Source organism: Bradyrhizobium sp. 4 (assembly GCF_023100905.1).
GTDB lineage: Bacteria > Pseudomonadota > Alphaproteobacteria > Rhizobiales > Xanthobacteraceae > Bradyrhizobium.
Window position 1 is genome coordinate 4392188 of sequence record NZ_CP064686.1, and the last position, 18317, is coordinate 4410504.

At 63.9% G+C, this 18317-nt stretch carries 18 protein-coding genes; 9 read left to right on the top strand and 9 right to left on the bottom strand.

The window, feature by feature from the left end:
* Positions 1-27 precede the first annotated feature (27 nt).
* Together IVB45_RS20590 and IVB45_RS20595 are read left to right on the top strand one after the other, a co-directional pair.
* Positions 28-1578 carry an undecaprenyl-phosphate glucose phosphotransferase gene (locus IVB45_RS20590; RefSeq protein ID WP_247356233.1) on the top strand — a complete coding sequence of 517 codons (1551 nt, stop codon included), beginning with the start codon at positions 28-30 and terminating at the stop codon, positions 1576-1578.
* 86 nt (positions 1579-1664) lie between these two features.
* Complete coding sequence (locus IVB45_RS20595) at positions 1665-2921, top strand: O-antigen ligase family protein (RefSeq protein WP_247356232.1); 1257 nt, start codon at positions 1665-1667, stop codon at positions 2919-2921.
* Here IVB45_RS20595 and IVB45_RS20600 read toward each other — a convergent pair.
* Complete coding sequence (locus tag IVB45_RS20600; RefSeq protein ID WP_247356392.1) at positions 2890-3366, bottom strand: MarR family transcriptional regulator; 477 nt, start codon at positions 3364-3366, stop codon at positions 2890-2892. The two genes, IVB45_RS20595 and IVB45_RS20600, sit on opposite strands and share 32 nt — an antisense overlap.
* 146 nt (positions 3367-3512) lie before the next feature.
* On the opposite strand from IVB45_RS20600, the gene IVB45_RS20605 reads away from it, so the two are divergent.
* On the top strand, positions 3513-4709 hold the full coding sequence (locus tag IVB45_RS20605; RefSeq protein ID WP_247356231.1) for an FAD-dependent monooxygenase: 1197 nt from the start codon (positions 3513-3515) through the stop codon (positions 4707-4709).
* Positions 4710-4805: 96 nt separating this feature from the next.
* Here IVB45_RS20605 and IVB45_RS20610 read toward each other — a convergent pair whose 3' ends face one another.
* The 3 genes from IVB45_RS20610 to IVB45_RS20620 are packed head-to-tail and all read right to left on the bottom strand — an operon-like array spanning position 4806 to position 7594.
* A complete protein-coding gene (locus IVB45_RS20610) occupies positions 4806-5990 on the bottom strand; it encodes a saccharopine dehydrogenase NADP-binding domain-containing protein (RefSeq protein ID WP_247356230.1) in 1185 nt (394 codons plus the stop codon).
* Between the two features lie 14 nt (positions 5991-6004).
* Positions 6005-6787, bottom strand: a complete 783-nt coding sequence (locus tag IVB45_RS20615) for a DUF169 domain-containing protein (protein WP_027567242.1) — start codon at positions 6785-6787, stop codon at positions 6005-6007.
* Between the two features lie 57 nt (positions 6788-6844).
* Positions 6845-7594: a YdcF family protein gene (locus IVB45_RS20620; RefSeq protein ID WP_247289414.1), complete on the bottom strand. Its 750-nt coding sequence runs from the start codon at positions 7592-7594 to the stop codon at positions 6845-6847.
* Between the two features lie 183 nt (positions 7595-7777).
* Between IVB45_RS20620 and IVB45_RS20625 the strand changes: the two genes are divergently transcribed.
* The 3 genes from IVB45_RS20625 to IVB45_RS20635 all read left to right on the top strand — a co-directional run bounded on the left by IVB45_RS20625 (position 7778) and on the right by IVB45_RS20635 (position 9669).
* Positions 7778-8719: an acetamidase/formamidase family protein gene (locus IVB45_RS20625; RefSeq protein WP_247356229.1), complete on the top strand. Its 942-nt coding sequence runs from the start codon at positions 7778-7780 to the stop codon at positions 8717-8719.
* Positions 8720-8919: 200 nt separating this feature from the next.
* Positions 8920-9117: a hypothetical protein gene (locus IVB45_RS20630; RefSeq protein WP_007603456.1), complete on the top strand. Its 198-nt coding sequence runs from the start codon at positions 8920-8922 to the stop codon at positions 9115-9117.
* Positions 9118-9189: 72 nt separating this feature from the next.
* Positions 9190-9669, top strand: coding sequence for a GcrA family cell cycle regulator (locus IVB45_RS20635; protein WP_027567245.1), 480 nt, complete (start codon positions 9190-9192; stop codon positions 9667-9669).
* Positions 9670-9999: 330 nt separating this feature from the next.
* Here the strand turns inward: IVB45_RS20635 and IVB45_RS20640 are convergent, their stop codons facing one another.
* Positions 10000-11556, bottom strand: a complete 1557-nt coding sequence (locus tag IVB45_RS20640; RefSeq protein WP_247289410.1) for a porin — start codon at positions 11554-11556, stop codon at positions 10000-10002.
* 403 nt (positions 11557-11959) lie between these two features.
* Between IVB45_RS20640 and IVB45_RS20645 the strand changes: the two genes are divergently transcribed.
* A complete protein-coding gene (locus IVB45_RS20645) occupies positions 11960-12466 on the top strand; it encodes a MarR family transcriptional regulator (protein WP_007603453.1) in 507 nt (168 codons plus the stop codon).
* A gap of 10 nt (positions 12467-12476) precedes the next feature.
* Here IVB45_RS20645 and IVB45_RS20650 read toward each other — a convergent pair whose 3' ends face one another.
* From IVB45_RS20650 to IVB45_RS20660, 3 genes are all read right to left on the bottom strand, one after another.
* Positions 12477-13589: an alpha/beta hydrolase gene (locus IVB45_RS20650; RefSeq protein ID WP_247356228.1), complete on the bottom strand. Its 1113-nt coding sequence runs from the start codon at positions 13587-13589 to the stop codon at positions 12477-12479.
* Between the two features lie 264 nt (positions 13590-13853).
* The gene (locus tag IVB45_RS20655) at positions 13854-14825 is read right to left on the bottom strand and encodes an SDR family NAD(P)-dependent oxidoreductase (protein WP_027567249.1); all 972 of its coding nucleotides are present in this window, start codon (positions 14823-14825) and stop codon (positions 13854-13856) included.
* Positions 14826-14971: 146 nt separating this feature from the next.
* A complete protein-coding gene (locus IVB45_RS20660; protein ID WP_247356226.1) occupies positions 14972-15880 on the bottom strand; it encodes a dihydrodipicolinate synthase family protein in 909 nt (302 codons plus the stop codon).
* A gap of 331 nt (positions 15881-16211) precedes the next feature.
* Here IVB45_RS20660 and IVB45_RS20665 point away from each other — a divergent pair, with 331 nt between their 5' ends.
* Together IVB45_RS20665 and IVB45_RS20670 are read left to right on the top strand one after the other, a co-directional pair.
* Positions 16212-16451: a hypothetical protein gene (locus tag IVB45_RS20665; protein ID WP_007611067.1), complete on the top strand. Its 240-nt coding sequence runs from the start codon at positions 16212-16214 to the stop codon at positions 16449-16451.
* Between the two features lie 330 nt (positions 16452-16781).
* Positions 16782-17582, top strand: a complete 801-nt coding sequence (locus IVB45_RS20670) for a tetratricopeptide repeat protein (RefSeq protein ID WP_249800018.1) — start codon at positions 16782-16784, stop codon at positions 17580-17582.
* A 6-nt stretch (positions 17583-17588) separates the two neighbouring features.
* Here the strand turns inward: IVB45_RS20670 and IVB45_RS20675 are convergent, their stop codons facing one another.
* Entirely contained in the window at positions 17589-18281 is a 693-nt protein-coding gene (locus IVB45_RS20675; RefSeq protein WP_247356390.1) for a hypothetical protein, read from the bottom strand.
* Positions 18282-18317: the final 36 nt, after the last annotated feature.

Below are 18317 nucleotides of genomic sequence, written 5' to 3' on the forward strand. Positions count from 1 at the left end.
GGGTTTTTGGAATGGACGTGGACGCCCGTGGAACCGCTCAACGCACGCTCGATGCTCGATGCCGCGACCAGCGCCGCGGCGAAGCCGGCTGACCGGCCCTTTGTGGAGCGGCGTCAACGGCTCTCGCCCGCCGCGCTCGACGTCGTCAACCAGAAAGTCGCCCGCGCCTATTCACCGATCGTGATCACCGGCTTCGTACGCCTCGCCGATTTCGCGCTGCTGAGCCTCGTCGGCATCGTCCTTTATCTCGGCTATGTCATGCCGCACGCCGGCTCCTTCAGCTGGATCTATCCCGCGCAGGTCATCGCCGTCGCGGTTTCCGCCGTGGTCTGCTTCCAGGCCGCCGACATCTATCAGGTGCAGCTGTTCCGCGGTCAGCTCCGGCAGATGACGCGGATGATCTCGTCCTGGTCGTTCGTCTTCCTGCTGTTCATCGGCATCTCCTTCTTCGCCAAGTTCGGCAGCGAAATATCGCGGTTGTGGCTTGCCGCCTTTTACGTCCTCGGGCTCGCCGCGCTCCTCTGCGAGCGTCTGGTGCTGCGCTCGCTGGTGCGCGCCTGGGGGCGCGAGGGCCGGCTCGACCGCCGCACCATCATCGTCGGCTCCGACCGCAACGGCGAACAATTGGTCGAGGCGCTGAAAGCGCAGGAGGATTCCGACATCCACGTGCTCGGCGTGTTCGACGACCGCAACGACAGCCGCGCGCTCGACACCTGTGCCGGCGCGCGCAAGCTCGGCAAGGTCGACGACATCGTCGAGTTCGCCCGCCGCACCCGCGTCGATCTCGTGCTGTTTGCTCTGCCGATCTCCGCCGAGACGCGCATCCTGGAGATGCTGAAGAAGCTTTGGGTGCTGCCGGTGGACATCCGCCTCTCCGCGCACACCAACAAGCTGCGCTTCCGCCCCCGCTCCTATTCCTATATCGGCGAGGTACCCACGCTGGACGTGTTCGAGGCGCCGATCACCGACTGGGACCTGGTGATGAAATGGCTGTTCGACCGCGTCGTCGGCACCCTCGCGCTGCTCGTGGCCTTGCCGGTGATGGGGTTGGTGGCGCTGGCCGTGAAGCTCGACAGCCCCGGCCCCGTGCTATTCCGCCAAAAGCGCTTCGGCTTCAACAACGAGCGCATCGACGTCTACAAGTTCCGCTCGATGTACCATCATCAGGCTGATCCGACGGCCTCGAAGGTCGTGACCAAGAACGACTCGCGCGTCACCCGGGTCGGCCGCTTCATCCGCAAGACCAGCCTCGACGAGCTGCCGCAGCTCTTCAATGTGGTCTTCTCCGGCGATCTCTCTCTGGTCGGCCCGCGTCCGCATGCGGTACAGGGCAAGCTGCAGAGCCGCCTGTTCGACGAAGCCGTCGACGGCTATTTCGCCCGCCACCGGGTCAAACCCGGCATCACCGGCTGGGCCCAGATCAACGGCTGGCGCGGCGAGATCGACAACGAAGAGAAGATTCAGAAACGCGTCGAGTTCGACCTCTATTACATTGAGAACTGGTCGGTGCTGTTCGATCTCGTGATTCTGCTGAAGACGCCGATCTCGCTGCTGACCAAGAACGAGAATGCGTATTGAGTTGTGGTCTTCCGTCGTGCCCCCGCGAAGGCGGGCACCTAGCGGTGTTTGTCGGCGTATGAGTTGCGTAAACGTATGAGCGTGTGATGGCGTATGCGGCAACAGCCGGGGAGATGAATGCAGCGGTTCGCGCTGCGCCCGGCGTGCTGGCTCTTCAGCGCGCGCTGATATGGCTGGTCGGCGCCTCCGGCGCGATCGTCTTCATCGAGCCGAGCCCCTACGAGATCGTGACGCTGCTGGCCACCGTCACCTTCTTCGCCACCGGCCTGCGTCTGCGGCTCGCTTTGATCCCACTGGTGCTGATGCTGGTCCTGCTCAATATCGGCTACACGATCAGCGCAATCCCGCTGTTCGAACAGTCGGAGGTGGTCAGCTGGATTGCGACCTCCTGGTACATGGCGGTGACCGTCGTGTTCTTCGCCATGGTCACGTCGGAGGACACCGCGGCCCGGCTCGACATGCTCCGCCGCGGGCTCGTGGTCGGTGCGATGGTCGCCTCGCTATTGGCGGTCGCCGGCTACTTCCACCTGGTTCCCGGCGGCGACGACCTCCTCACACTGTACGGACGCGCGCGCGGCACCTTCAAGGACCCGAACGTGCTCGGCGCCTTCCTGATCCTGCCGGCACTGTTGTCCCTGCAGAGCGTCGTCTCCGACAAGTTCGGCAAGGCGTTTCGCAACGTCATCGCCTTCGGCATTATGTCGCTGGCGATCCTGCTCGCGTTCTCCCGCGCCGCCTGGGGCGGGCTGGTGCTGACATCCGCCTTCATGCTGGCGCTGATGGTGCTGACCAGCCGCACCAACGCGCAACGCTCGCGTATCATCGTCATGGCGATCCTGGCCGCGGTGTTGGGCCTTGCGCTGATCGCGGTGTTGATGTCGTTCGATTCCACCGCCGAGATGTTCAAGCAGCGCGCGAGCTTCGACCAGAGCTATGACGAAGGCAGGTTCGGCCGGTTCGGCCGGCACATTCTGGGAGCGGAGATGGCGCTCGACCTGCCGTTCGGCATCGGCCCTCTGCAATTCCACCGCTTCTTCCCCGAGGACACCCACAACTCCTATCTCAACGCCTTCATGTCCGGCGGCTGGCTGTCCGGCATCTGCTATCCCGCGCTGGTCTTCACGACCGTCATCATGGGTATCAGGCACATCTTCGTGCCGGTGCCGTGGCAGCGCGCCTATCTCGCGGTGTTCTCCGCCTTCGTCGGCACCGTCGGCGAAAGTTTTGTGATCGACACCGACCACTGGCGGCATTTCTGGATGATGCTGGGCGCGATGTGGGGCATGATCGCGGCTGCGCAGATCTACAAGGCTAGGGCTGGCGACGAAGCTTCTTCAGCTTGAGATCGGGGCGTTTCTCCGGCGGCGTGTCGAGCAGGCCCTTCAGCGCCGCGGTCGCCGTGAGCACGCCCTTGTAGCCCTCATTGGCGAAGCGCAGCAGCAGGCGCAATTCCTGGTCGGAATAGCCGCCAAAAACCTTCTCCATCGCCTGCTGCATCGGCACGTAGAACTGGCCGAGCCTTTCTATCGCCTCCGGCACGACGACAATGAAGACCTTGCGACGATCGGCATCGTCGCGCTCACGACGCACCAGGCCCGCCTTTTCGAGCCGGTCGACCACGCCGGTGATGGCGCCGGTCGTGAGCCCCGTGACTTCGGCGAGCCGGCCGGCGGTGACACGGCCTTCGAGATACAGGATGTCCATGCATTCGAGGTCGGAATTGGCAATTCCGGCAACGTTCGCAACGGTCTGGCCATAAAGCACGCCCTGCGCGGACGACCTGCGCATCGCCTCCTCGAGCTCCTGCAGCAGCGCGGCGCGCGCCTTCGTCCTTGACAAGGCAGACCTCGTATCTTAGTGGGTAGATATCTTAGTAACTAAGAGATTTAGCAACCGTAATTCTCATAGCACCACGGAAACGTCGGGAGCAAGCCATGTCCTATCGTCCCCGCAAGGCCCTCATCATCGGCGCCGGCATCGCCGGCCCCGTGACGGCGATCCTGCTGCGCCGCGCCGGCATCGAGTCCGCGATCTACGAGGCCTGGCCCTATTCGAAAGGCATCGGCGGCGGCCTTCAGATCGCACCGAACGGCATGCAGGTCATGGACGAGATCGGCCTTTCGAACGAGCTGATCAGCCGCGGCTCGGTCGCGGAATCGTTCGACTTTTATTCGCAAGGCGGAGAGAGGCTCGGCTCGATCAACCGCGACATGGCACGGCGCTTCGGCCAGCCCGCGGTCAATGTCTGCCGCGCCACGCTGAACGAGATGCTGATCGACAAGGCCTGGTGCGCGTGCGTTTCACTCTTTTTCGAGAAGCGCCTGATCAAGATCGAGGATCGCGGCGACCAGCCGATCATCGCCTACTTCGCCGACGGCACCACGGCCGAAGGCGATTTCCTGATTGGCGCCGACGGCGTGCACTCGGTGACGCGGCGCCAGGTGGTGCCGGACGGGCCGCAACCGTTCGACACCGGACTGATCGGCTTCGGCGGCTTCGTGCCGCACGCCGTCCTCGACGGCCGGCCGATCGGCCGGCACGTCGAGACCACGTTCGGGCAAAGCGGCTTCTTCGGCTACGGCTATTGCAGTCCCGATCCGAACGACGGCGTGATGTGGTGGAGCACGCAGCCGGCGCACGGCATGGACGCGGCGATGTTCCGCGCGCTCGACCGTGCAACGCTGAAGCAGCACCTGCGCGGCTTCCACCGCGGCTGGCACGATCCGATCCCTGGCATCATCGAGGCAGCCGAGAACATCGTGATCACCGACACGCTCGACGTCGCCACCCTGCCGACCTGGTCGCGCAAGCGCTCGCTGCTGATCGGTGATGCCGCCCATGCGACCAGCCCCCATGCCGGCCAGGGCGCCTCGCTCGCGCTGGAGGATGCGATGCGCCTCGCCCGGTTGATGCAGCAAGGCCAGGAGCTCGGCGCCACCTTCCAGGCCTTCGAGGCCGAACGGCGCCCGCGCACGGAAAAAATTGTCGCCATGGCCCGCCGCAACGGCAACAGCAAGCGCGAGTTCAGCGCCACCGGCGCGTGGATCCGCAATCAGATGATGAAATGGCTGCTGCCGCTGGGCGCGAAAGGCATGGATTTCATGTACGCGTACGACGCGCGGGCGGTGTAGTGGCGAACGCTGTCATGCCCGCGAAGGGCCGTAGGATGGCAAAGGCGCAAAGCGCCGTGCCCATCATCTCTCCGCAATCGCGATAGACATGGTAAGCTAGGCCCGGGCTTCGACCTCGAACGTCAGCCCCGCATGCTCCTGCAGCCGCTTGATCAGCTTGTGCTGCATCGCCGCGCCCGGGGTCCAGAAGCCGGCTGCGACGTCGGTCGTGTCGCGCAGCATGCAGATCGCGCATTCGGAGATCATCTTCGAGGTCGAGCCGTAGCCGGGATCGCGGTCGCCGGTGACGCCGGCGCGGACCATGCGGCCATCAGGTGCGATCGCGACATAGAGCAGATCGAACAGGCCGTTTTCGCGCTCTTCCTTCGACGGCCCCTCGCCCGGCTTCGGTGCGTCGGGGCCGGTCTTGCCCGCATTGGCAGCCATCACGAGCTTGGCGTTGGCTTCGCCCTTCTCGCCGGGACCGGTCAGGACCATCTCGTCATAGACGAAGTCCTGGCCGTAGGGGAATCCCATCAGCATGTTGGAGCGGTGAACGTTGCGCGTGTTGATCAGCGCCATCATGAACGGCGCCGCCCAGGATTGCAGGTCCTCCTCGAAGGCGGCCCTGTTGCCTTTCGGCTGCTTCGGGCCGGTGAAGCCGGGCGTCAGCGCAAAATGATCGTTGAGAATGGCGACAAGGCTGAGATCCCTGGCCACCGCATCGAAGGTCGCCTTCGCGCTCGCGGCGGTGCCGCCCGAGAGCGTGCCCCGCATGTCGCGCACACGCCCTTTCACCCGCGGGGCCGGCGCGCCGAAGACACGTTTGGCCTCTTCCTGGACGAAGAGCGTACCGAGCTCGAACGGCACGGAATCGTAGCCGCACGAAAACACGATCCGCGCGCCGCTCTCTTTCGCAGCCGCCTCGTACTTGTCGATCATCTGGCGCATCCAGATCGGCTCGCCGCAGAGATCGAAATAATCCGTGCCGGTGGCGACGCAGGCGGCGAGCAGTTCCTCACCATAGAGCTGATACGGGCCGACGGTGGTGATCACCGACATCGTCCGTTCCGCCATCGCCTTCAGCGAGGCCGGGTCCGACGCATCCGCGACAATAAGCTCCGTATTCCCGGGTGCGCCGATCGCATCGCGCACCGATTTCAGCTTGCCGAGGCTGCGGCCCGCCATCGCCCATTTGAGCGAATGGTCGCTCTTGTAATGCTGGGTCAGATATTCGGCGACGAGCTGGCCGGTAAAACCGGTCGCGCCATAGACGACGATGTCGAATTTCGCAGAGCTCATGGTCGGCCTTTACTTTACTTCTTCGCGTAGCTCACGCCCATGCCGGCACGGACATCGCTTTGAATACCATAGGGCGGGATCGGATAACGCAGGCCGTTCTTCGCCAGCGCCTTCATGCCCACAACCGCCTTGGCGAGATGTTCCGGCTTCAGGGCCATCAGCATCTCCTCGTCCGGTACGCCGCCATAGCGCCGTTCGGCATAGCATGGCAAGGACAGGCTGGGCTCACCGCTCTTGAGCGCCCTGCCCCAGGAATCGGCGCAAGCGGTCTCGCCGACCACGCCCCATTCGAACTTCTTGTATCCGGTATATTGCAGCCCATTGATCAGGATGATCATCTGCCCCGGCGTCGCATAGACGAGACAGATGTCCGGCGGGTCGAGCCGGCCGCTCGACAGCGGGCTGACTGCGAGCGCCTGATATTGCCCGAACGGAACCACGTCCAGCGCCTCCTGACGCTTGCGTGCGTCCTCCGCGGTGCCATGCCAGACCCCGACATAGTTTTCGCCGGCGAGCCATTTCTCGTCCTGCGGTGCAAGGCCGATCACCGCGCGGCATTGCGCGCCGACGAGATCGTCGGCCGTGATGCCCACTGTCCAGCCCAGACGCGCCGCCATGCTGACGATCTGGTCGGTGGTGTGGACCGCGTTCGGCCGCCGGATTTTCGGAATTGCCTCCATGTCCGCGGTCCGCGCGAACAACTTCATGCCGATCACCGTGGTCTTCAGCCGCAGCAGGCTGTTGAGATCGGCGACGAGGCCGGCAAGATCGATGCTGTCTGCACTCTGCTGTTGCATGGCGTCCTCCCGGCCGGTCGTTCGCGCACCGGCGCTGTTATTGCTTCTTGAATGGTTCTAGTCCTTCGCCGGTCCCGGGAGCAACTCGCCAGTCCGGCCCATCAGGCGGTAGGCGACGAGCCCGATCCATTCGCGCACGGCGACCTCGGTTCGGCCGAGCCCGTCCGTGCCGACATTGGTGAAAGAGAAGAGATCGTCACGCCCGCCCATTCGCCAGTCCACGGGATAGGCTTCCACGTCAAATCCCGCCTTGCGAAAGATCCCCATCGAACGCGGCATGTGAAAGGCCGAGGTGACCAGGAGCCAGCGCTCGCCCGGCTTGGGCGCCACCAATTGTTTGGTGAAGATGGCATTCTCGTAGGTGTTGCGAGAGTCCCGCTCGAGGATCAGGCGCTGCTTCGCGATGCCCAAATTTTCCAGGATCGGCGCGGAGTAGTCGGCCTCCCGGGAGTCCGTCGAAACCAGGTTCGCGGTGCCCCCGGTGAAAACAACGCGCGTGTTCGGATAGCGGCGCGCGAGCTCGGCCGGCGCAAACAGGCGATCGGCCGCATGCGCGACGACCGGCGTGCGGTGCGCCGCCGACAGATCGGTGTCGACCGAGCCGCCGAGCACGATGATGCCGTCGGGCGCGCCGCGCGACGGATCCCACGGCGGGAAACGCGACTCCAGCGGATAGAGCAAAAGGTTGCCGAGCGGCGAAAACGCGGCGAGCGCCAGCAGGATCAGCGTGGCCGCGGCGAGCTTGCGGCCGAAGGCGGCAAAGCGCGTCGCCATCAGCACGACCGAGACGATCCCAAGCTCGATCATGAAGTTGATCGGCAGCACCGCGGCGCCGAGGGTCTTGGACAGGACAAAAAGCAGGGGGAGCCTCGCTGGAATGATCGTGCCTGGTGCGCGCGGGCTTGACCCGCCCGTCGATATTCAGAAAGCTTCTTGGAAGAGGATCGATTGCCTGGTCAAGCCCGGGCCTGTGAAATGGACGGATACCACATGACCCATCACCACCTGCATTCCAGCCCCGAGACCTGTCATTGGGGCTTCTTCGAAGCCGCGCTCAAGCCCGTCCTCACCATCGCAAGCGGCGACGAGGTCACGATCGACACCATCAGCGGCGGTCCGGACATGCTACCCGACCGTGGCAAGTTTCACATTCCGCCCGAGATGCACAAGGTTCACGCCGAAAACGAGCGCATGCTGCCCGGCCACATCCTCACCGGCCCGATCGCGGTCGAGGGGGCCGAGCCCGGCGACGTGCTCGCGGTCGAGATCCTCGACGTCCAGCTCCGGCAGGATTGGGGCTGGAACATGATCAAGCCGCTGTCCGGCACCTTGCCCGACGATTTCCACGAGACGCGCATCCTGAACATCCCGCTCGACCGGTCGCGGATGGTCGCCCGCATGCCGTGGGGGCTCGACCTGCCGCTCAAGCCGTTCTTCGGCGTGATGGGCGTTTCGCCGCCTCCGGCCTGGGGCCGCATCTCCTCGCTCGTTCCTCGCGCCATGGGCGGCAATCTCGACAACAAGGAGCTTGGCGCTGGTGCGACGCTGTACCTGCCCGTGTTCGTCCCGGGCGCGCTGTTCTCCTGCGGTGACGGCCACGGCGTGCAGGGCGACGGCGAGGTCTGCGTCACCGCGATCGAGACCGCACTCCAGGGCCGCTTCCGTCTGACGCTGCGCAAGGATCTCAGGCTCGACTATCCCCGCGGCGAGACGGAGACGCATTACATGACCATGGCGATGGATCCCGACCTCGACCAGTGCGTGGTGCGGGCGCTGCGCGACATGATCGTGCTGCTGGGCGAGAGGCGCAATTTGTCCCGCGAGGACGCCTATACGCTGTGCAGCCTGGCGGCCGATCTGCGGGTGACCCAGACCGTCAACGGCTCCAAGGGCATCCATTGCATGATCGAAAAGGCGATCGTGCACGGCTGAGCCGACCCGCCCTCTCCTGACCTCTCGAGGCCACGCCGCCGCCTGCCTTCTCGCGCGGCGTGTCCTGCCATGCCTGATTTCCCTCGCGATTCCAACGAGCTAACCGAGCGTCGCAGCCTGCATTTGACTTCCGCTGCCAAACCTAAATAGAGTCTTAATCGTAACTTTTATGTACCCGCGTATGAGGCTAGCGTTTAGGCATGGCCACCGAAAAAGCCGAGACTGACCGCATTCCCGTAACCTTGGCGCTCTCGACCATCACCTATCTGGAGAAGCTGGTGAGACAGGGCACCCACGGCACCAGCGTTCCCGGCGTCGCACGTACCTTGATCGAGGAAGGCATCCGTCTCGCCATCAAGGACGGGCTTTTGTCGATTCGCGACAATGGCAGAACGTGAGCGCGCGCCGAACGTGAGGCGGACGGATCTCGAGAGGCGGATGGCCGACATCTGCAACCTGGGACCGCACCAATGCCTGTTCTCTCACCCACCTGGACCGACGAACGAATTGAACTTTTGAAGCAGCATTTCGAGGCTGGCCTCTCCTGCCGCGAGATCGCCGCCGACATCGGCGTCAGTCGCAATGCCGTGATCGGCAAGCTGTCCCGCCTCAATCTGACGCGCGGCCGGACCGTCGACGATCGCAAGGTTCACGACAGGGGCCTGGCACCGGCGCGCGCGCCGCGGACCGTCCCGCGGCTGCAATACGAGATGCTCGCCACGATCTATGGGGAAACCGGTGTGCCGATGGTCGCCGGTCCGATCGACGACGCCAATCGCTGCTCGCTGCTGGAGCTTGCCGAGAACCGCTGCCGCTGGCCGATCTCGACGCCCGGCGCCGACGATTTCTGCTTCTGCGGCAACTCCGCACCCGACGGCCAGTCCTATTGCGCCGGCCACAGCCGCCTCGCCTACCGGCCGAATTCCCGCGCGCGCGTCATGCGCGGCTAGAGCCGAATTTTAGAGCCAAGTCCTGGAGCCATGGACCAAAACGAAAAACCTCCGGCAGGGCATTGCCGGAGGTTTCTGGAGGTTTAGCATCAAGTCAGAGCCGCAACTTTCGTCATCGGCTGAGAACTATATAGCTTAGTAACTCAGGTAAGTAAATAAATTTGTGCCGACCGAATCGCATGGCTCGTCTTCGTCGCCCGCACGGGCCGCCGGATTTTCCGAAAGCCCATCTCGCAAAAGGCCGCGCTCGTAAAAAGCCCCGGCGGTGTCCCGCCGGGGCTGCGTCATATCCGAAGACCCAGTCCGAAGACCAAGTCCGAAGATCAAGGCTTACCAGTTGCGCTGGGCGCGAACGAGCAGGCTGTAGGTGTCCTGGTCCTTCAGCTCATAGGTTGCGGCAGGCTTGGCAACGCTCGTGAGCGCCGGCGTCGTGATCACGCCCGAGTACTTCTGGTCAAGGTGGCTGTAGGTGAAGTCAGCCGAGAAGGTCAGGTTCTTGACCGGGGTCCAGCGGGTGATGACACCGATCTGGCCGATGTTGAAGTCCGGGTTGCAGGTGCCGGTCAGGGTCGCGAACGCGGCGCTGCCGCAGATCATGCCCTTGGCCGTGCCGCTGTAATTAACGGCAGCCCACGCACCATAGAGCGCCGAGTTCCAGTACGGGCTCCAGTTGTGGGTGTAGGCACCACGGAAGCCGTAGGTCTTGGTCAGCTCGAGGCCGCTGCCGGGTGCGAACACCGCGTCAGACACGCCGGCGAAGCCGATGCTCTGATACGCGCCGCCCGACCCGCCGAACATTGAGTAGTTCGTCGCCGCCAGCTCCTGGAAGTTGTACCGGCTTGCGCCGTCGGTGTAGACGCCCGAGATGTTGATCAGGTCGCCGGCACCGGTCGGGATGTTCTTGATTGACAGAGCCAGCTGGACCGCCCAGCCCCACTTGTCTTCAGGATGACCGGTAGTTTCGCTGGCGCCGTAATAGCCGACGTGGTTGTCGTGCGCGGCGACCGAGGCCTGGAACAGGCCCCAGGCCTGGTCAACGCGGAGCGTGCCGACGAGATCGGGGGCGCGGGTGCCGCCGAGATCGTTGGAGCCGTAGGCACCGCCGAGGACGCCGGTGGTGGACATGCCGGCCGTATTCCAGAGCGCGGTCTGGAACACCTGCGTCTGGTCCTGGGCCGAGACGATCGCCGTCACGCCTTGGCCGAGATCGGCGGTGTATGTGAACTGGGCAACACCGTTGGTGGTGCCGCTGCCGCCCACGAGCTGGTCGAAGTTGTTGCCGGGATAATTGATCCAGGGCGCGTCGAACTGCGACACGGCCTTACCCATGGTGAAGCCAGCGAACTGGATGAATGCGTAGTAGACGCCGAGCGCGCCGCCCGAAATGCCGCCGTCGGTGCCGTTGATGGCGCCGCCGCTGGACCCGATCAGGCCAGTGCCCGCGGCATTGAGGCCGAGCGTGCTGCTGTACTGGGTGGCACCCGTTCCTGAGCCGGCACCGACATAATTGCCGGTCGTCCAGGTGAAGACCGCATCGAAATAGGTGCGGACAACGCCGTACTCGGTCGCGGTGCGCGTGTCGATGTTGAGATCTTCACGAGCGCGCATCGAATAATAGTTCGTCAGGCGGTTGTTCGCCGCGAAAACGTTGTTGTACTGGGCGCTGTAATTGCCGCCGGCATTGAGCGCCACTTCGGCACGCAGATAGCCGCCCAGCTTGATGCAGGTGTCGCTGCCCGGGATGTAATAGAAACCCGCACCGTAGAGCGAGCAGACCTTCACGTACTCGACCGCCTTGGCCTTGACCGGAAGATCAGCCGCCTGAGCTCCACCGACGGCGATCAGACCCGCCGCCGTGCCGAGCAAAAGGCTCTTCACCACTTTCATATTAAAACCTCCAAGTTGCTCATGTTACGAAGACCGGACCGTGAGGCCCCCCAGATCCCCGTCTTTCAAATCCGCTCGGCCGCTTTGCGCTTCGGACACACCCTCTTTCGATGCGAGGGACGTGAGCAAACCACCTGCAACGGGACGATCGAGTACCCCCCACCGTCACAAGCAATATGCCTGCGCCGTTCACTAATCAAAATACCTTATTTGGTAAGCTTTGTGGTTTCGCTAAACCTGTACCTTGTGCGCAACACCCCGGCGAAGCGATTCCGTGAGCTGATCATCTTTGTAGTTTTAGTGACAAAATAACCCTGCTCTGCACTTGCGTCAGAGCAGGCTTGCGTGGACTATGGCTTGCACGACACCGGCCGCATACAAATCAGATCACTGGAGTGACGCTGTGTCAGCGACGAGGAAAGAAGGGGCGCGCCTCCGCTCCATCGGCAATCTGGATATCATCAGGCGCTTCACCTGGGAGATATCGTCGATCAACATGTATCTGGAGGAGCTGCGCCAGTTCTGGGCGAGAACGCTTGGCATCAGCGGCCCGCAATGGCTGATCCTGATGGCGATCTCCGACCTCGACAAGGACGACGGCATTCCGGTCAACGTCGTCTCGAAACTCCTCCACGTCGATCCGTCGTTCGTCACCACCCAGTCCAAGCTGCTCGAGAAGAAGGGCCTGTTGCGCCGTCGCCCGTCGCCGACCGACGCAAGGGTGGTCCGGCTGTCCCTGACCGAGAAGACGCAGAAGCACCTGGCGAGCCTCAACGAGCAGTACAAGACGATCAAGGAATTCGTCTTCCAGGAGTTCGACGAGAAAGAGCTGACGGAATTCACCACCAAACTCGCAATGCTGAAGACCCGTCTCGAAAAGGCCTGCGTCCGCCTGACCCTCGACTTCTGAGGCGACCTCCTCAGATGCGCCCCGCGGCGCCGAGCCGCGATTCGAGCCAATCGAAGATGTATTCATTGGCAAGGCTCGGATTGTCCGCATGGGCCTGCGCCGCGCCGGTTTCGGCCGCGGTGAATACCTTCAACATGACATCCGAACTGCCGAGCCGGGACGTCTGGACGATCTGACGCGCCCGATCGGCCTTGAGCCAGCCGTCCTCGCCGAGCGTGATCAGCACCGGACAGTCGGCGCTGGAGGCCATCAGCGGCGCATGCGGCACCGGAACGATGCTGACGTCGCTCATCGCGAATCGGCTGGCAAAGAACGCCCGTTCGTGCAGGTCCCACAGGCCGCCATCGCAGACGGCGGCGGCAAGCCGCGGCTCCTGCAACACCGCGCGCGCCACGAAGGAAGAGCCCCAGCCATCGGCGACGATCGCGACACGTGCGAAATCGACCTCGCTGCACGTCTCCAGATAGTCCATCACGCACGGAATCGCGCTCTCGAGATCGCGGCGCCGCAACAGCGCGTCGAGATGATCGTCGCGCTGGTCGCCGAACAGGTCCAGCGCTAGCAGCGAGAAGCCGCGCTCGCGCGCATGGGGCGCGAGCTTGAACAGAAATTCCTCCTTGCGGTGGCCGGGTTCGCCGATGCAGATCACGGTCGGAGCTCGCACGCGTCCCGACGGCGCGGGCAGGAAATAGCCCTGCAACGAATGGCCGTCGAGCCAGGGTATCGTCATGACTTCGCCGGCCGGATCGCGCGCGGCGAGGAAGCGGCGGGCGCAATCCTGCATCGCGAGGACCGCGACCCAGCGGCGCTCGTCCGCTTGATCGAGCGGCATCGCGGCCGCGCTGTAGTAATTCATGGCGCGGAGCCAGTTGCGCTGCGCGGTCGCCCTGTGACCTTCCGCGAACGCGGCCTCGGCACGAAGCCGATTGGCCTGCGCCAGATTCTTCCACTCGCGATGCCAGGACTGGTCTTCGCCCCGCTTCAGCTGCCGCGCGATCATCAGGCATTCGGCGATCGTGGCGCCGCCCTCCTGGGCCGCGGTGAGGAGCCGCGTGAACTCAGCGGAGATGTCCTCTCGCTCCGGGCAAAGGGTCCAGTCGTCGGAGAGGCATGCGGGTATCATCGGGAGCTACGCTCTGGTCATCGCCTTACACATGACTGACTAAACTATTTTGGTTCCCTGACCAAGCTGCCGTGCGCCGAATGAGAGCCGTTGGAGATCACCATCGCTTGAACGCAGGGACGTGTCGCATGCGTGACATTCCTGTTCGTCATGAGTGATCGAACACCCTCAAGAAGACTGGCAAGAGGTGGCACGCGAAATTGCCTGCGCGCCTCTTGCCATGATGCTCATCATACCTATATCCGCGCGCGCTCGGCGCCCGCTTCAGCCGAGCCGCCAACCGACCTCCTGCGTAAAACTTTCGTAGAAGGCGCGGTCGTAGGCCTGCTCCGGTGTGGCGCGCACGCGCTCGTCAAGGCGCCTTGCATCCTCGCCCACGAGAATGCGCCATTGCTCCGCCTTGACCCCGTCGAGGATGATCCTGGCGGCCTGCGCCGCCGTCGTCGGCGCATCCTCGAGGAAGCTGCGGGCGCGCTCGGTGAACACCGCCTGGATGTCCTCATCCGACATCTTGTCGGCATCCGGCACACCGGCCGCGACCATGCGCTTGCGGGTCAGCGCGACCTCGTCTGCATTGAGCCGCTCCGAACCATCGGCGCTCTGCACCTTGCGCGAATTGGAGACGATCGATGTGCCGATATGGCCGGGCATCACCACCGAGCATTTGACATGCGGCGCGTGCAGGCGGAGGTCGTTGATCAGCGCTTCGGTAAACCCCTTCACGGCGAACTTCGCCGAGCTGTAGGCGGTGTGCGACTGGTTCATGCCGATCGAGGCCCAGAAGCCGTTGACGCTCGCGGTGTTGACGATGTGGGCCTCGTCCGCTGCGACCAGCATCGGCAGGAAGGTGCGGACGCCGAGATAGACCCCGCCCCAGCAGATGTTGAAGGTGCGCTCCCACTGCTCGCGGGTGTTGGTGAACAGGCTGCCGCCGCCACCGATGCCGGCGTTGTTGAACAGAAGATGGATCCGGTCGGTCTTCTGCTGCTCGGCAAGCTCGTCGCGGAATCGCTTGAGATGATCCTCGATCGAGACGTCGGCGACATGGGTCGTGACGCGCAGGCCCTGCGGCAGCTTCTCGACCTCGCACAGCCGCTTGGTCTCGGCCATCGCGGCTTCCGAGACGTCGCACATCGCGACATTGCAGCCCTCGGCGACGAGCTGCCGCGCGAGCTCGCGTCCCATTCCCGTGCCACCGCCGGTGATGACGGCGATCTTTCCTGCAAAATCCTTCATGGGACTTTCGGCCCCTCCCCTTGTCGGTATGTTTCTTCACAGCTAGCGCCGCGCGTATCGGAGCGCGCACGAAATGTAGCAGCGCCGCATCCGCAGGTAAAAGCGGATCGGCGCTGCCATGTTCATCAGGAATTTCGACGCGCGGACTATTCGGCCGCCTCGACGCGCCGCCCGTTCAACGCGCCGAGCCCGTCCAGCGCCTTGCGGATCGCCGCCTGCTGCACGGGCGATGCCTCCGGCATCGGCGCGCGCGGATGAGTCCTGGGCAGGCCCTGCAGCGTCTGCGCATAGCGCGTGCAGGCCGGCAGATTGTCGGCGATCACAGCGTTCCACAGCGTCAGCAGCTTCTTGTGCAGGTCGAGCGCGCGCGGATGGTCACCCGCCTTCACCGCATCCCACAGCGCGACGGAGGCATGCGGCGCCGCGGTCAGGATCGCGGCGATCGAACCATGCGCCCCCAATGTGTAGGATGGATACATCAGCGCATCGACCGCGCTGTAGATCAGCTTGTCCGGTGCCATCATCATGAGGTCCGCGAACAGCTTCAGGTCGCCCGCGCTCTGCTTGACGCCGACCACCAGCGGCACCTCGGTCATGATCCGCGTCAGCAGCGCCGGCGACAGATACGACCACGGCACCACGTTGTAGATGATGATGGGCATGCCGGTCTCATCAGCCATGGCGCGGAAATGCGCCACCATCGCCTCGTCGTCCGGCTTGAACAGGTAATGCACCGGCGTGACCTGGAGCGCGGCGACATTCATGTCACGCACCAGCTTGCCGCGGCGGATCGCATCGCGCGTGGAATCGACGATGATGCCGGCGATCACGGGAATGCGCCCATTCACCGCCGCAACCGTCGCCTCCATCAGGTCGCGATATTCCTCATGATCGAGCGTGTGCCCCTCGCCGGTCGAGCCGCCGGCTGCGACGCCGTGCGCGCCGGCGCCGATCATCCAGTCGACCTGGGGCGCCACAAGAGTGTAGTCGATCTCGCCATCCTTCCGGAACGGCGTCGTCATCGGCGGAATCACGCCGGTCGGTCGTGCCTTCATGGTCTGCCCTCGCGTTTCCATATCCCTTGTGGCGGCCCCGCTCTTTTGGCGGGTGGCCACGGTCCCTCCGAGCCTACCGGCTGCGCGCGGCCTGTGAAGCGCCACCGGCGCGGCGCTGCCCCCACAATCGATCATCCCTGCGACTCGGCCCTGCCGGTTCCCCGTATTTGCCCGGCTTCGGTTTAAGGGCAATTTTTTTACAATCCGAATCGCTAAATGGAGTCCGGACGCTGGGTCGAGTCGGCCAGGCCAGCGTGTTGTTTGCGTCACAGGCTCTGGCACTCCGCTTGCATCCTCTTCGTGGTCAGAAACTACCGATGAGGTGACTGGAATGTTCGTGACCGTCGTTGCCGTGCTCTGCCGGCTGAGTGCAGCCAGCTCAGGCAGTTGCATCGAGGAAATCGTGACCGACAGCAACATGACGCCCGAGATGTCGATGATGCAGTGTGCGATCGGCGCACAGGCCCCCCTGGCGAAATGGATGGGCGAGCATCCGATCTACCACGCCAACTGGCGGCTCGATCGCTACAAATGCGTTCCGGGTCACTACGAGATCAAGGGCCACGCCTAAGGTCCCGCAAAACTACTGATACCAAGACGACGGACCAAGACTACCAACGAGGAAACGCCCCGGAGGCCGCATGGTCTTTCCGCGCGGGCATCGACAGCGCCGGCCCCATTGCGGCGGCGCGCTTTGTGACAATCACATCTTCCCTTAAGCCACTGCTCGCAAGATGATCGCACGCGCACGCCGCCCATCCGGCGACAGCGCGCGAACGCGAATAGCGGTTGCCCGACGTTGGGGCCGAGGCCATACTTGGCGCCTCGATTATCGTCGATTGCGAGCCCGGTGTCGAAGCGCCCTGTTCTTCCCCCCAGCCGCGGACCTCAACAGGCCGAATTGCGCGAGCGCGCCACACTCGCGCTGCGGATGCAGAATTTCGCCGAGGCTGAGCGGCTTGCAGCCGAAGTCTTGAAGACGAGCCGGAACGATATCGTCGCGACATGGGTTCTCGGCCGCGCCTTGCTCGCTCAGAACCGCGCAGCGGAGGCCATCCTGCCCTTGGACAAGGCGGCGCGCCGCACGAGCGATCCGGGCATTGAAACTCTGCTTGGCGCGGCCTTGGGCGAAGCCGGACGTCGCACGGAAGCCGTCGAACAATTGCGCCGGACCGCGGCGCGTCGCCCGCCTTTCCTGCCGGCGTTCCAGGAACTCGCCGGCCAGCTTGCCAAGGATCGGCGCCTCGATGAGTCTATCGCGGTGATCGGCAACGCTCTCGCGCTCGCGCCGGAAAGCATCGACTTGCAACTGGATCTTGCGCGCCTGTATCTCGAGGGCAATACGCGCGGTGAGGCGCGCGCGATTCTCGTCAAGGCTCACGGGGCCGCGCCTGGGCGTCCTGATATCTCGACCCTACTTGCACGCGTGCTGCGCCAGGACGGTGATTATGCCGCAGCCGCAGAGATGTACCGGCTCGCGCTGGCGCTGCGCCCTGACGATGCCATGGCACGGGCCAACCTCGCGGCTTGCCTATTCGAGTTGGGTGAGCGCGAAGCGGGCGAGGCGAGCCTTCGTTCGGCCTTACAAGGCCGCCCTCGAATGCTGGCACAAGCCGCCTACACGCTTGCCCATTCATCGCACGGCCGCTTCTTCTTCCGCCCGAGCTCGCTCAAGAAGTTTCTGCAAGGCGAGGTGCCGTAATACGGCTCACGCACGGAACTGCCGTCGATAGGCGCCAGGCTCCTGCGCGACCGACTTCGTCACCTCGAACACCCGTCGCATCTCCTCTGCAGTCAGTGGTGCGGTCTGGGCGACCCAGGTTTCCCGCTTCACCGCCATGCATTGCGCGATCGGCGTCCCTTTCTGCAGCACGCCGTTGAAATTCACGTCGTGCCAGTGCACCGGGAAATGGATCCAACTGTCACGATATCGATCGCAATCGACGAGGCCGGTGAGCGTCGTGAAGGGCAGATCGAACCGATTGATCGGATGCATGAACAGAACCGAATAGCCTTCCGGCGCTTCGATCAGCCATGGGTTACGAAACTTGATGAGAAGCCGGTCCGGCTCGAACAACGGCGATCCCGTGACCTGACTCGAGTCGTGAAATCCCACGGGAGAGCGCGGGAAATCGAGCTCACCACCGGCTGGCAGCTCATTGTCCCAGGAAATTTCCCCGTTCTCAAACCTGACATCGCACATCAATGGGATCAGGAAGCCGCTCGTCATGGCATCGACGACCGGAGGACACCGCTTGACCGTATCCTCCTCGCGCTGATTGATCGCGTTGAAGGCCTGCGTCGGCATCGCCTTCAGCCAGGCTGGCAGGCCTAAACTCGCAGGGACCGGTGGCGGCAATTTGTCTTCAAGACCCGGCGGACAGCGGAACTTGAGGGTCATCGGCTCGTCGGGCACTTCTGTGCTCCCATTGTCGCC

Bases quoted from the DNA above. Each gene is read 5' to 3' on its own strand.
- IVB45_RS20665 (WP_007611067.1), top strand. From the start codon at position 16,212: ATGTTCGTGACCGTCGTTGCCGTGCTCTGCCGGCTGAGTGCAGCCAGC.
- IVB45_RS20630 (WP_007603456.1), top strand. From the start codon at position 8,920: ATGGCCACCGAAAAAGCCGAGACTGACCGCATTCCCGTAACCTTGGCG.
- IVB45_RS20620 (WP_247289414.1), bottom strand. From the start codon at position 7,594: ATGATCGAGCTTGGGATCGTCTCGGTCGTGCTGATGGCGACGCGCTTT.
- IVB45_RS20660 (WP_247356226.1), bottom strand. From the start codon at position 15,880: ATGAAGGCACGACCGACCGGCGTGATTCCGCCGATGACGACGCCGTTC.
- IVB45_RS20635 (WP_027567245.1), top strand. From the start codon at position 9,190: ATGCCTGTTCTCTCACCCACCTGGACCGACGAACGAATTGAACTTTTG.
- IVB45_RS20600 (WP_247356392.1), bottom strand. From the start codon at position 3,366: ATGCGCAGGTCGTCCGCGCAGGGCGTGCTTTATGGCCAGACCGTTGCG.
- IVB45_RS20625 (WP_247356229.1), top strand. From the start codon at position 7,778: ATGACCCATCACCACCTGCATTCCAGCCCCGAGACCTGTCATTGGGGC.
- IVB45_RS20650 (WP_247356228.1), bottom strand. From the start codon at position 13,589: ATGATACCCGCATGCCTCTCCGACGACTGGACCCTTTGCCCGGAGCGA.
- IVB45_RS20595 (WP_247356232.1), top strand. From the start codon at position 1,665: ATGGCGTATGCGGCAACAGCCGGGGAGATGAATGCAGCGGTTCGCGCT.
- IVB45_RS20610 (WP_247356230.1), bottom strand. From the start codon at position 5,990: ATGAGCTCTGCGAAATTCGACATCGTCGTCTATGGCGCGACCGGTTTT.
- IVB45_RS20640 (WP_247289410.1), bottom strand. From the start codon at position 11,556: ATGAAAGTGGTGAAGAGCCTTTTGCTCGGCACGGCGGCGGGTCTGATC.
- IVB45_RS20615 (WP_027567242.1), bottom strand. From the start codon at position 6,787: ATGCAACAGCAGAGTGCAGACAGCATCGATCTTGCCGGCCTCGTCGCC.
- IVB45_RS20605 (WP_247356231.1), top strand. From the start codon at position 3,513: ATGTCCTATCGTCCCCGCAAGGCCCTCATCATCGGCGCCGGCATCGCC.
- IVB45_RS20655 (WP_027567249.1), bottom strand. From the start codon at position 14,825: ATGAAGGATTTTGCAGGAAAGATCGCCGTCATCACCGGCGGTGGCACG.
- IVB45_RS20675 (WP_247356390.1), bottom strand. From the start codon at position 18,281: ATGACCCTCAAGTTCCGCTGTCCGCCGGGTCTTGAAGACAAATTGCCG.